Origin of the sequence: Streptomyces sp. NPDC048441, from assembly GCF_043200235.1 — a bacterium.
GTDB lineage: Bacteria > Actinomycetota > Actinomycetes > Streptomycetales > Streptomycetaceae > Streptomyces.
The window spans coordinates 557,787-569,928 of record NZ_JBICXM010000003.1 but is presented as its reverse complement, the minus strand read 5'-3'; the positions used below and the strand labels follow the sequence as shown (position 1 = coordinate 569,928).

At 70.1% G+C, this 12,142-nt stretch carries 6 protein-coding genes, 1 tRNA gene and 2 pseudogenes; 1 reads left to right on the top strand and 8 read right to left on the bottom strand.

The window, feature by feature from the left end; genetic code table 11:
* Positions 1–19: 19 nt before the first annotated feature.
* On the bottom strand, positions 20–586 hold the full coding sequence (locus ACGFSB_RS10540; RefSeq protein WP_393396806.1) for a Uma2 family endonuclease: 567 nt from the start codon (positions 584–586) through the stop codon (positions 20–22).
* Positions 587–909: 323 nt separating this feature from the next.
* On the opposite strand from ACGFSB_RS10540, the gene ACGFSB_RS10535 reads away from it, so the two are divergent.
* Entirely contained in the window at positions 910–1,527 is a 618-nt protein-coding gene (locus ACGFSB_RS10535; protein ID WP_393396804.1) for an SHOCT domain-containing protein, read from the top strand.
* A gap of 180 nt (positions 1,528–1,707) precedes the next feature.
* On the opposite strand, the pseudogene ACGFSB_RS10530 reads toward ACGFSB_RS10535, so the two are convergent.
* The 7 genes and pseudogenes from ACGFSB_RS10530 to topA all read right to left on the bottom strand — a co-directional run.
* Positions 1,708–2,173, bottom strand: a pseudogene (locus ACGFSB_RS10530) (mobilization protein); the annotation flags it as partial.
* A 35-nt stretch (positions 2,174–2,208) separates the two neighbouring features.
* Positions 2,209–2,611, bottom strand: a pseudogene (locus ACGFSB_RS10525) (MobC family plasmid mobilization relaxosome protein); the annotation flags it as partial.
* A 104-nt stretch (positions 2,612–2,715) separates the two neighbouring features.
* Positions 2,716–2,789, bottom strand: a tRNA-Thr gene (locus ACGFSB_RS10520).
* Between the two features lie 101 nt (positions 2,790–2,890).
* Positions 2,891–4,438, bottom strand: coding sequence for an alpha/beta hydrolase (locus tag ACGFSB_RS10515; protein WP_393396802.1), 1,548 nt, complete (start codon positions 4,436–4,438; stop codon positions 2,891–2,893).
* Positions 4,439–4,537: 99 nt separating this feature from the next.
* Positions 4,538–5,743 (bottom strand): DNA polymerase III subunit delta', encoded by a 1,206-nt coding sequence (locus ACGFSB_RS10510; RefSeq protein WP_393396800.1) that lies wholly within the window; start codon positions 5,741–5,743, stop codon positions 4,538–4,540.
* A 131-nt stretch (positions 5,744–5,874) separates the two neighbouring features.
* Complete coding sequence (tmk, locus tag ACGFSB_RS10505; RefSeq protein WP_393396798.1) at positions 5,875–8,943, bottom strand: dTMP kinase; 3,069 nt, start codon at positions 8,941–8,943, stop codon at positions 5,875–5,877.
* A 109-nt stretch (positions 8,944–9,052) separates the two neighbouring features.
* On the bottom strand, positions 9,053–11,884 hold the full coding sequence (gene topA, locus ACGFSB_RS10500) for a type I DNA topoisomerase (RefSeq protein ID WP_393396796.1): 2,832 nt from the start codon (positions 11,882–11,884) through the stop codon (positions 9,053–9,055).
* Positions 11,885–12,142: the final 258 nt, after the last annotated feature.

Below are 12,142 nucleotides of genomic sequence, written 5' to 3'. Positions count from 1 at the left end.
CTGCTCGCCGACGCAAGGCTCAGATCCGACCGAGGTCGACTTCGACCGGGAAGGGCGCCGAGACCTCCACGACACCGGTGAAGACATCCCCGTCCCGGTAGGTCTTGGTCGCCGGATCGAGCACATAGGTGTACACCAACGGGACCCCGGTCGCGGCCTGCTCGACCCGCCAGTAGAAGGCGATGCCGGCCTTGGCGTACTGGTCCGTCTTCACGATCCGATCGGTGGTCTCCGACCCCGGCGAGACAACCTCCACAACCAGCAGCACGTGCTCCGGACGGGTGGGCGAGACATCGATCGTCTCCGCGCGATACACGACAACGTCCGGACGCCGATTGGTCAGCGGAACATCCTGCAGTCGGACGTCGAAGTCGGTGTCGGCGTTCCACTCCGGCCCCGCGGCAGCCTCCAAGGCATTCGCCAGGATCCGGGCAAGCCGGTTGTGGCGCTTGGACGCACTGGGACTCACGACGACCATCCCGTCCACGATCTCGATCCCCGCACACTGCTCCTCGGACCAGGAGTCGTACTGCTCCGCCGTGATCTGCTCGTGCATCCACGCAGGAGCTACCGTCTCGGCACTCATGACGCACCTCCTGGACACCATGCGGGCGGGACCGATCCCGCTGAGTTCAGCGTACTGTCCCGCCCTCCCGACGCGCCGGACGCTCCGGCGTGAACACTTCTGCCGTTCAGCAGCACGGCAAGATCACTGCCGCACTCGCGGATCACACACCATTCGGGGGTACTAAGCGGTCTCCGCAGTGTGGTCTTCGGTTTGGGAAACGTGCCTGGAGGGTGTGCCCAGCTGCCGGAAGCGTTGAAGGTGTCGTCCTCGGACGAGGAGCGCGCGACACTGGGCCAAGGTATGACGCCCGTTCCCATCCTCCAAAGGAGCTGATGAGGATCATGTTCAAGCGTGACCCGGAGAAATCTGCGCAGAAGGCCGCTTCGCGCGAGGAAAAGCAGCAGGTTCGTACGGGAGCCGCGGAAAAGCGGCAGGCGGACAAGGACGAGCTGAAGGACTGGCGCAAGTTGCACCCTGCCGAGAAGACGATGAACACCGCAGCGATGATGCGCTTGTGGCCGTCCTCCAAGTTCGGCGTGACTGGGCAAGGACCAGTGCTCGGCGGCCAAGCCGAGTTCGTCAACGCTGGTGCTCACAAAGCTTGGACGGCAACCAGGCTCGCTGGCGGAGTTGCAACGGGCGGTGTCTCCGCCTTGGCGGGACGCAAGAACAAGGGCGCGGCGGTCATCAATGTGACCTTCGGCAACGGGGCTGCGCAGACGTACAACGTAAAACCGGACTCCACGACCCTGCGAGCGGCCAACCAGTACGTGAATGCGTTCAACGTGCTCGCTTCGCAGTTGGCCGACGAAACGAGCTCTGCTTCATCGCCCGAAGCAGTTCAACCTCAGCCCCAGTCGGTGGCCGACGAGCTCGGCAAGCTCAAGGCTCTTGTCGACCAAGGAGTTCTGACACAGGACGAGTTCGATCAGCAGAAGGCGCGGCTGCTCGGGACGTAGGCTGTCTTCAAGCTCCTGCCTGCCTCGCGCCCCCCCCTTCGGGCGGATGCCGAGACCTTGGCGACAGGGCCTACCCCGCTGTCCGCGTGGCGCTCGGATGCCACGACGTCAGACCGTCCGTCGTGATCTGGGCGTGCCAGGCACGGAACTCGTCGTAGGTGCGGACCCCGTGGTCCAGGACCGGTAGGCGTCGCCGACGCGGACGCCGCTGTCGTGGCGTTTGGGGCGCCGGCCGTCTTCGCGGACGGTGGTGGCGAAGATGTGGTCGTCGGCGTGGCGGAGGCGATCCAGCGGCAGGCCAAGTCGTCGCCGGGCGGGGCGAGTCCGGCGGTCTCGACGATGCGCTGGGCGATCTCGCCCCATTCGGCGTCGGAGAGGTAGCGGTCTTCGGGTGCGGCGCGCACGGAGCAATGCCACACGTGGTCGGTGACCGGCCGAACTCGCTGTTGCGCAGGCGCACCGGCTCATCCAGGTAGCGGGCGAGTTCGGTAAGGGTCGCGCTCTCGTCGCGGCCTGGGTCGGGCACGCCGAGCATCGCGAAGCCCTCGACGATGTGCGGATCGAGATGCTCGTCCTGGCGGCCGGGGCCGTAGAGGTAGGTGAGCAGGCCACGGGTGTTGGCCCCGGCCGGTTTGATGGCGGCGATCGCGCGGCGCCCTCCCCTTCCTCCGGCTCGATCGAGTCTGCGGGCTGGCGCAGGGCCTCGACGATCAGCTCCAGCAGCTGTTGGAGTTCGGTCAGGTGCCGGCGGATGTCGGGGGGCGCGTAGTCGCTGTTGAGGGCGCGGGCGATCTGGTTGACGTTGACGCCGATGCGGTTGAGCTGGCGCAGCACCTGGGCGCGGGTGGGTGCGGCGGCGGTCCTCGGACAGCGGCAGGTTCGCGGTGAACCGTCCGGCGATGAAGGCGAGGACGACGTCGGCGGCGATGCCGGAATCACCCTTGTAGCTGTGCTCGGCGGCGATCTCCTGGAGGCGGACACGCTCCTCGTCGAGGAAGCGCAGAGGACCGACGCGGGCGTCGCGCTTTTCACCGGTGAAGCGGCGGATCGTGGGCTGTGCGCTCTTCACGACGGGCGAGCCGCTCCGCTCACGCAAGCACTCCCACGACACCCCCGTCACGCGGCTCGGCATGCCCCGGACATGAAAAAACCCCAGGTCACGGCGAGTGAGTCCTAGGGTTCTTCCGGAGCCGCCTTCGGGATTCGAACCCGAGACCTACGCATTACGAGTGCGTTGCTCTGGCCATCTGAGCTAAGGCGGCACGCGTCTCGCACCTATGGTGCGGTCAGCAGCGACGCCAAGTCTACACAGTTTCCAGGGGTGCTCCGTACACGCCCGGTGTGCGGCGCAGCAGCACCCCCGTCACCCCTGTGAGCAGCGCTTTCCGTCCTTCGGGGCAACGCCCTTCAGCAGGTACGCGTTGATCGCCGAGTCCACGCACTTGCTGCCCCGCCCGTACGCCGTGTGCCCGTCGCCCTCGTACGTGAGCAGCTTGCCGGAGGAGAGTTGGCCGGCCAGGGCCTCGGCCCAGCGGTAGGGGGTCGCCGGGTCACGGGTGGTGCCGACCACGACGATCGGGGCCGCGCCGTCCGCCTCGATGCGGTGCGGCTCGCCCGTGGCCTTCACCGGCCAGTACGCGCAGTTCAGCGATGCCCAGGCGAGTCCGTCGCCGAAGACCGGGGAGGCCTTTTGGAAGTCCGGGAGTGACTTCTTCACCTCGGCCGCCGTAGCGAAGGCCGGAGGCAGGTCCAGGCAGTTCACTGCGGCGTTGGCGAACATGAGGTTCGCGTACGTTCCGTCGCCGTCGCGCTCGTAATAGCTGTCCGAGAGGGCGAGCAGGCCCGCGCCGTCCTTGTCCTTGATCGCAGCGGTCAGCGCTGTGCGCAGCTGGGGCCAGGCCGCCTCGTCGTACATCGCCGCGATCACGCCCGTCGTGGCGAGCGCCTCGCCGAGCTTGCGTCCTTCGGCGTCCCCTGCGGGGATCGGCGTGCGGTCCAGGTCGTCGAAGAAGGACTTCAGGCGCTTGCCCGCGTCCTTCGCGTCCGCCGTGCCCAGGGGGCAGTCCGTCCGGCCCACGCAGTCCTTCGCGAACGACTGGAACGCCGTCTCGAAGCCTGCCGTCTGGTCGCGGTTCATCCGGCGGGCCGGCAGTGACGGGTCCATCGCGCCGTCCAGGACGAGGCGCCCGACCCGGTCGGGGTAGAGCCCGGCGTACGTCGCGCCCAGGAACGTGCCGTACGAAGCGCCCACGTAGCTCAGCTTCTCGTCGCCGAGCACCGCGCGCAGGATGTCCATGTCGCGGGCCGCCTCGACCGTGGAGACATGCGGCAGCACCGCTCCGGAGTGCTTCTCGCAGCCCGCCGCGAACTTCTTGAAGGAGTCGGACAGTTCCGTGGTCTCGCGCTGGTCGTCCGGTGTGATGTCCGTCTGCGTGTACGCGTCCATCTGCTTGCCGTCGAGACAGGTGACGGGCTCGCTGCGGGCCACGCCGCGCGGGTCGACCGCTGCCATGTCGTACTGGGCGCGGACCTTTTCGGGGTAACCGAGGGCCGCGTACGACTGGAGATAGCCGATCGCCGAGCCGCCGGGGCCGCCCGGGTTGACCAGGAGCGAGCCCAGGCGCTTGCCGGGGCCTGTGGCCTTCTTCCGGGAGACGGCGAGCTTGATGGACTCGCCGTCCGGCTTCGCGTAGTCCAGCGGCGCCTTCATCGTGGAGCACTGGAAGCCTGGGACGCCGCACTCGCGCCAGCTCAGCTTCTGCCCGTAGTACGGAGACAGCTCCTGCGGGGTGGCCCGGGGCAGCGCGGCCATGGACGCGTCCGCCGTCGAGCCGCCCGCCGAGCAGCCGGAAACGAGCAGTCCGGCGGCCAGGAACGCGGTCGCGGGGGTACGGAGTCCTCTGATGCGCATCAGAGGAGACTAACGCTATGCGTTGGATAGGTAACGCAAGGTGCTCGTATGGGTGACTCGGTCAACCCGCGGAGCTGGAGTGGGACTAGCGGTCGTTTGTTAGCCCGCCCGCAGCGCCACCGTCATCGCCTCCACCGCGAGCAGCGGCGCCACATTGCGGTCAAGGGCAGTGCGGCACGCGCCGATCGCCTCTATGCGGCGCAGCGTGGACTCGGGCGAGGTGCCGCGCGCTATGCGCTCCAGCATGTCGATCACCTCCGTGTTGGCCAGTGCGACGCGGGAGCCCAACTGCAGGGTGAGCACGTCTCGGTAGACGCCGGTCAGGTCGATGAGCGCGAGATCGAGGCTGTCGCGCTGGGTGCGGGTCCTGCGACGCTTCTGCCGGTCCTCGAGGTCCTTCATGATGCCCGCCGTGCCGCGCGGCATCCGGCCGCCCTTCTCCGCGCCGAGCGCCGCCTTCAGGTCATCGGTCTCCTTGACGTCGACCTCCTCGGCGACCTGCTTCGCGTCGTCACCGGCCGTGTCGACCAGCTCTTGCGCGGCCTTGAGGCAGCCGCCGATGTCCGCCACCCGCATGGGCAGCTTGAGCACGGCGGCCCGGCGCTCGCGGGCCCGCGGGTCGGTCGCGAGGCGGCGGGCGCGGCCGATGTGGCCCTGGGTGGCGCGCGCGGCGTTCGCGGCGACGTCCGGCTCGATGCCGTCACGCCGTACGAGTACGTCCGCGACGGCGTCCACCGGAGGCGTCCGCAGCGTCAGATGGCGGCAGCGGGAACGGATGGTGGGCAGCACGTCCTCGAGCGAGGGCGCGCAGAGCAGCCACACGGTGCGGGGGGCGGGCTCTTCCACGGCCTTCAGGAGGACGTTGCCCGCGCCCTCTGTGAGGCGATCGGCGTCCTCCAGGACGATGACCTGCCAGCGGCCTCCCGCAGGCGACAACTGGGCCCGCCTGACCAGCTCGCGGGTCTCCTTGACGCCGATGGACAGCAGGTCCGTACGCACCACTTCCACGTCGGCGTGCGTACCGACCAGGCTCGTATGACATCCGTCGCAGAAGCCGCAGCCGGGGGCGCCGCCGAGTGCGCGGTCGGGGCTCGTGCACTGGAGCGCGGCGGCGAAGGCGCGGGCGGCGGTGGACCGCCCGGAGCCGGGCGGTCCGGTGAACAGCCAGGCGTGCGTCATCTTCGACGCCTCGGGCGGCGGGGTGCGCGTGGCCACGGCGGTGACGAGCGCGTCGGCGTCCCGAGCGGCGGCACCGAGCTGCTCACTCACCCGCTCCTGGCCCACCAGGTCGTCCCATACGGTCATGGGTCACCGCCTTCGCCTTGCACCTGCGTCGCACTTCGCGCTGTCGGATTCATTGTGGAGCACGCCACTGACAACGCGGTCCGGCTCCCGCTGCCGGGCGCCGATCTGCCGTGGGGGTCAGCCCTGAGCGCTCAGCGCCTCCGCCGACGGCCGCCCCGGCCCTCGTCGCCCTCGTCGTCAGGCGAACCCAGCAACTCGTCCGCCAGCGACGGCAGATCGTCCAGCGGAGTCTCCTCCGCCCAGTCCGAGCGAGGCCGTTGCCGCGGCGTGCCGTCCTCGTCGACCTGGGGGAGCTCACGCGTCTGGTCGTTCCCCCCGGCAGTCGAGGGCCGCTCATCGCGGAAGTACCCCGGCGGCACCTTGTCCTCCTGGACGGGAGGCAGCACAGCCGTCTCGTCAGCGGCGCCGGGAACCAGCGGCTGCGGCAGCACCGCGGTCTCGTCCGCCGCACCGGGCGCGGCAGCGCCCGGCTTCACGAGGGGAGTAGGCACCGTCGTCTCGTTGTCCGGCACAGGAGCGGAAGGGGAAGTAGCAGGGGCAGGGGCAGGGGCAGGGGCAGGGGCAGCAGGACGTGACGCCGGGGCACTGGATGCTGAAGCCGAAGCCGCGGCAGCAGCCGCCGCCGAAGCCACCGCCAGGCGCCGCGCCTCCTCAGCCCGCAGCAATGCCTCCTCAGCCTTCCGCTGCTTCTCGAGCCGCCGCTCCTCCGCCTCGGCCCTCAGCCGCGCCTCTTCCTCGGCCTCCCGGCGGCGCCGCGCCTCCTCGGCCGCCCGCACCTTCTCCTCGGCGAGCAGGCGGGCCTGCTCCTCCTCGGCCCGGCGCTTGGCCTCTTCGGCGCGCTGCCTGGCCTCCTCGGCCTGGCGCTCGGCCTCGCGGCGCTGCGCCTCCTCCAGCTCGCGGCGGGCGCGCTCCTCCTCCTCGGCGAGGAGCTTGGCGAGCTGCTCCTGGCGCTCGCGCTCGACCCGCTCTTCCTCGGCCTTGCGCGCGGCCTCTTCCTCGGCCTTGCGGCGCGCCTCTTCCTCGGCCGCCTTGCGGGCCTCCTCCTGCGCCTTCACCTCGGCCTCGGAGAGCGGCAGCGTCAGATCGAGCCGGTGCCGGACGACGGTCGTGACCGCCTCCGGCTCCTGAGCGGCGTCGACCACCAGGTAGCGCCCCGGGTCGGCTGCGGCGAGCGTCAGGAAACCGGAGCGCACGCGCGCGTGGAACTCGGCGGGCTCGGACTCGAGACGGTCGGGCGCCTCGGTGAACCGCTCACGGGCCGCCTCGGGAGACACGTCGAGCAGCACCGTCAGATTCGGTACGAGCCCGGCCGTCGCCCATCGGGAGATCCGGGCGATCTCGGTCGGGGACAGATCGCGTCCCGCGCCCTGGTACGCCACGGACGAGTCGATGTAGCGGTCGGAGATGACGACCGCGCCCCGCTCAAGTGCGGGACGTACCACCGTGTCCACGTGCTCGGCGCGGTCGGCGGCGTACAAAAGTGCCTCGGCGCGGTGCGAAAGGCCGGCGCTCGACACGTCGAGCAGGATCGACCGCAGCCGCTTGCCGACCGGCGTGGCTCCCGGCTCGCGCGTCACGACGACCTCGTGGCCCTTGGCGCGGATCCACTCCGCGAGCGCCTCGGCCTGCGTCGACTTGCCCGCGCCGTCGCCACCCTCCAGGGCGATGAAGAACCCCGTGGCCGCGATCCCCTGCACGGGGTCGTCGCCGCCGCGCAGCGCGTCCCGCAGGTCGTGCCGCAGCGGCACGCCCTGCCGGTCGTCGATCTTGGCGAGGACCAGCGCGGCCACCGGCAGGAGCAGCGCGCCCACCAGCATCAGGGTGAAGGCGGCGCCTCCGTGGTCGAACACGAACTTGCCGTTGACGAAACGGTGCGGCCCGATCGCCGCCGCGACCACCGGGGCCACGAGCGCGCCGAGTGCGACGAAGAGGCGTACGACCGCCTGGAGGTGCTCCGTCGTGCGCGCCCTGCGGTAGTCCTCGACCTCCTGGTCGAGCAGCGCGTGCCCGGTGTGGGCGGCGACGCCCGCGGCCATGCCGGTGAGCACCAGGAGCAGCAGCACGGTCGTCACGTCGGGCACGAGGCCCGCGGCGAGCAGTGCGATGCCGGTGACGGCGATCGCGAGGGCGAGCAGCCGGCGGCGCGGGAGCGTGGGCAGCAGGGACGGCGCGGTGCGGATGCCGACGGCGGTGCCACCGGTCAGCGCGAGGACGATCAGGCCGTACGTGACGGGCCCGCCTTCCAGGTCCTTGGCGTGCAGCACGGCGACCGCCACGGAGGCCGCGACGGCCCCGGCGATCGCGGCGCAGGCGGCGACGAGGAGCGGGATCGCGCCGGTGCGGCCCTTGTCGGTGCCGCTGGTCGTGCGGGGCCTGCGGAGCCCTTCGAGCGGGCTACGCGCGCGTGGCGTCTGCGTGGCGGGAAGTTCGAGGAAGTAGACGATCGAGAGCGACGCCGCGAAGAGCCCGGCGGCGACGAACGAGCCGAGCCCGGCCTGGTGCAGCTCGAACCAGTCGAGCCCGGCGCCGAGGAGATTCCCGACCAGCGTGACGGCGACGAGCGCGGCGGCCGCGATGGGCAGCGCCACGAATCCCGTACGCAGCGACAGGCGGCGCAGTGCGTCCATGTGGTCCGGCAGCGGCCGCACCGTCGCGCCCTCCAGGGGCGGCGCGGGCAGCAGCGAGGGCGCCGCGCTCTCCCGGCAGACGGTCCAGAAGCGCTCGGCGACGCCGATCACGAAGGCGGTGACGAGCAGAACAGCGAGCGCGTTGTCCGGGGTCCAGTCGATCCACAGCGGCGCCACGATCAGCAGCGCGGCCCGCAGGCCGTCCGCCACGAGCATCGTCCAGCGCCGGTCGAGCGGCCCGTCCGGTGAGGTGATCGAGCTCAGCGGACCGAGCAGCACCGCTCCGAAGAGCAGCGTCGCGAGAACGCGTGCCCCGAAGACCGCGGTGACGGCGAACGCCACCCCTCGATATCCGCCGCCGAACGCCCCCTCCGCGATGGCCGCTTGCAGCGCGAGCACCACCAGGACAAGGAGGGCGAGGGCATCGCCGACACCGCCGACGAGCTGGGCGCTCCAGAGCCGCTTCAGCTGCGGCACGCGCAGCAGGGCGCGGACAGCGCGCTCTCGGGAATCGGCGACCAGGGCGTCGTCGGGGGCCGGGTTTCCGACCGGTGGCTGCTCGGCTCGCGTCATCCGTCCAGCCTATCGGCACGGTGTGACACTCCGAAGGGGCGCCCGAACAAACGGGCGCCCCTTCGGTTCACAGATTCACAGCGCCGCACGAGACGACACGGACAGCTGACTACTCGGCGTCGGCGGCCTTCGCAGCCGAAGCCGCGGTCTTCTTGGCAGCCGCAGTCTTCGTAGTGGTCTTCTTCGCGGCCGTCGTCTTCTTGGCGGCCGTTTTCTTCGCAGCCGTCTTCTTGGCCGCGGTCTTCTTGGCGGGAGCCTTCTTCGCCGCCTTCTTGGCGGTCTTCTTGGCCGGACCCTTCGCCCGCTTCTCCTCGAGCAGTTCGTAGCCCCGCTCGGGAGTGATGTCCTCGACGGAGTCCGAGGCCCGCAGCGTCGCGTTGGTCTCGCCGTCCGTGACGTACGCCCCGAAGCGGCCGTCCTTGACGACGACCGGCTTCTTGCTGACCGGGTCCTCGCCGAGCTCCTTCAGCGGCGGCTTGGCCGCGGCCCGCCCGCGCTGCTTGGGCTGGGCGTAGATCGCGAGGGACTCCTCCAACGTGATGTTGAAGAGCTGCTCCTCGGTCTCCAGGGAGCGCGAGTCCGTGCCCTTCTTCAGATACGGGCCGTAGCGGCCGTTCTGCGCGGTGATCTCCACGCCTTCGGCGTCCGCCCCGACCACACGCGGCAGGGACATCAGCTTCAGGGCGTCCGCCAGCGTCACCGTGTCGAGTGACATGGACTTGAAGAGCGACGCCGTCCGCGGCTTGACCGCGTTCTTGCCGGTCTTCGGAGTGCCCTCGGGGAGCACCTCGGTGACGTAGGGGCCGTAACGGCCGTCCCTGGCGATGATCTCGTGACCCGACGTGGGGTCGGTGCCGAGCGCGAAGTCACCGCTCGGCTTGGCGAGCAGCTCCTCGGCGTACTCGACGGTCAGCTCGTCCGGCGGCATGTCGTCGGGCACGTCGGCGCGCTGGTGGCCCTCCGCGTCCTTCTCACCGCGCTCGATGTACGGGCCGTAGCGGCCGACCCGCAGCACGATGCCTTCGCCGACGGGGAAGGAGGAGATCTCCCGGGCGTCGATCGCGCCCAGGTCGGTCACCAGTTCCTTGAGCCCGCCGAGGTGGTCACCGTCTCCGTTGCCCGCGCTCGACGCTGCACCCGCGTCGTCGCCCTCGCCGAAGTAGAAGCGCTTCAGCCACGGCACCGACTGCGCCTCGCCCCGCGCGATGCGGTCGAGGTCGTCCTCCATACGTGCGGTGAAGTCGTAGTCCACGAGACGCCCGAAGTGCGTCTCCAGGAGGTTGACCACGGCGAAGGACAAGAAGGAGGGCACAAGAGCCGTGCCCTTCTTGAAGACGTAGCCGCGGTCGAGGATCGTGCCGAGGATCGACGCGTACGTCGACGGGCGGCCGATCTCGCGCTCTTCGAGCTCCTTGACCAGCGAGGCCTCGGTGTAGCGGGCCGGGGGCTTGGTCGCGTGGCCGTCGACCGAGATCTCGTCGGCGGACAGCGCGTCGCCCTCGCCGACCTGCGGGAGCCTGCGCTCGCGGTCGTCCAGTTCGGCGTTCGGGTCGTCCGCGCCCTCTACGTAGGCCTTCATGAAGCCGTGGAAGGTGATGGTCTTGCCGGACGCGCTGAACTCGGCGTCGCGGCCGTCGGAGGCCGTGCCACCGATCTTCACCGTGACGGAGTTGCCGACCGCGTCCTTCATCTGGGAGGCGACGGTCCGCTTCCAGATCAGCTCGTAGAGCCGGAACTGGTCGCCGGTCAGGCCAGTCTCGGCGGGCGTACGGAAACGATCACCCGAGGGGCGGATCGCCTCGTGCGCCTCCTGCGCGTTCTTGACCTTCCCGGCGTACGTGCGGGGCTTGTCCGGCAGGTAGTCGCTGCCGTACAGCTGCGTGACCTGGGCGCGAGCGGCGGTGATCGCCGTGTCGGACAGCGTCGTGGAGTCCGTACGCATGTAGGTGATGAAGCCGTTCTCGTACAGCTTCTGCGCCACCTGCATCGTGGCCTTCGCGCCGAAGCCGAGCTTGCGGCTGGCCTCCTGCTGGAGCGTCGTCGTACGGAACGGCGCGTACGGAGAGCGACGGTAGGGCTTGGACTCTACGGAGCGGACCGCGAACCGGGTGTTCTCCAGGGCGGCGGCGAGCGAGCGGGCGTTCGCCTCGTCCAGGTGGAGCGTGTCGGACTTGAGCTGTCCGATCGAGCTGAAGTCGCGGCCCTGAGCGATGCGCTTGCCGTCGACCGTGGTGAGGCGCGCGATCAGCTGCGAGGGGTCGGACGCGTCACCGGTGCGACCGGTGCCGAAAGTGCCCGTCAGGTCCCAGTACTCGGCGGAGCGGAAGGCGATGCGCTCGCGCTCGCGCTCGACGACGAGGCGGGTCGCCACGGACTGGACGCGGCCCGCCGACAGGCGCGGCATGACCTTCTTCCACAGGACCGGCGAGACCTCGTAGCCGTAGAGACGGTCGAGGATGCGGCGGGTCTCCTGGGCGTCGACCATGCGCTTGTTGAGGTCGCGGGGGCTGGCCACGGCCTCCTGGATCGCGGCCTTGGTGATCTCGTGGAACACCATGCGCTTGACCGGGACCTTGGGCTTCAGGACTTCGAGGAGGTGCCACGCGATGGCTTCGCCCTCGCGGTCCTCATCGGTGGCGAGGAAGAGTTCGTCGGAGTCCTTCAGCAGGTCTTTGAGCTTCTTGACCTGCGCCTTCTTGTCGGAATTGACGACGTAGATCGGCTGGAAGTCGTTCTCGACGTCCACGCCGAGGCGGCGGACCTCGCCGGTGTACTTGTCGGGCACCTCCGCGGCGCCGTTGGGGAGGTCGCGGATGTGCCCGACGCTCGCCTCGACTACGTAGCCGGGGCCGAGGTAACCCTTGATCGTCTTCGCCTTGGCAGGCGACTCGACGATGACGAGTCGGCGGCCGCCCTTTGCGGTCTCGCTGGTCGGGGACAACTTCGCTCTTCTCTCCGGTCGGTACTCGGCAGCCGTACTAAGTGGCCTCGCTCGATGCGCTTGAGTTGCGCTGACGCTGCGGAGTGTGACGGTACATCCCGCCCCCGTGTCAAACGGGAAAAGGCCGCAACGGCCACTCGAACGGTAACCCGACTACCGCCATTCCTGCCGCCCGGAGTGCCGACCTGCCGTTTCACCAGCGGTTCAGCCTCGGCTTCAGCACCGGCACCGGGCCTACGGCCCGCCCGCGCCCCGCGG

What these genes read in the sequence shown, in the direction of transcription:
- ACGFSB_RS10540 (WP_393396806.1), bottom strand. Translation starts at nt 586, where the DNA reads ATGAGTGCCGAGACGGTAGCTCCTGCGTGGATGCACGAGCAGATCACG.
- ACGFSB_RS10535 (WP_393396804.1), top strand. Translation starts at nt 910, where the DNA reads ATGTTCAAGCGTGACCCGGAGAAATCTGCGCAGAAGGCCGCTTCGCGC.
- ACGFSB_RS10515 (WP_393396802.1), bottom strand. Translation starts at nt 4,438, where the DNA reads ATGCGCATCAGAGGACTCCGTACCCCCGCGACCGCGTTCCTGGCCGCC.
- ACGFSB_RS10510 (WP_393396800.1), bottom strand. Translation starts at nt 5,743, where the DNA reads ATGACCGTATGGGACGACCTGGTGGGCCAGGAGCGGGTGAGTGAGCAG.
- tmk (WP_393396798.1), bottom strand. Translation starts at nt 8,943, where the DNA reads ATGACGCGAGCCGAGCAGCCACCGGTCGGAAACCCGGCCCCCGACGAC.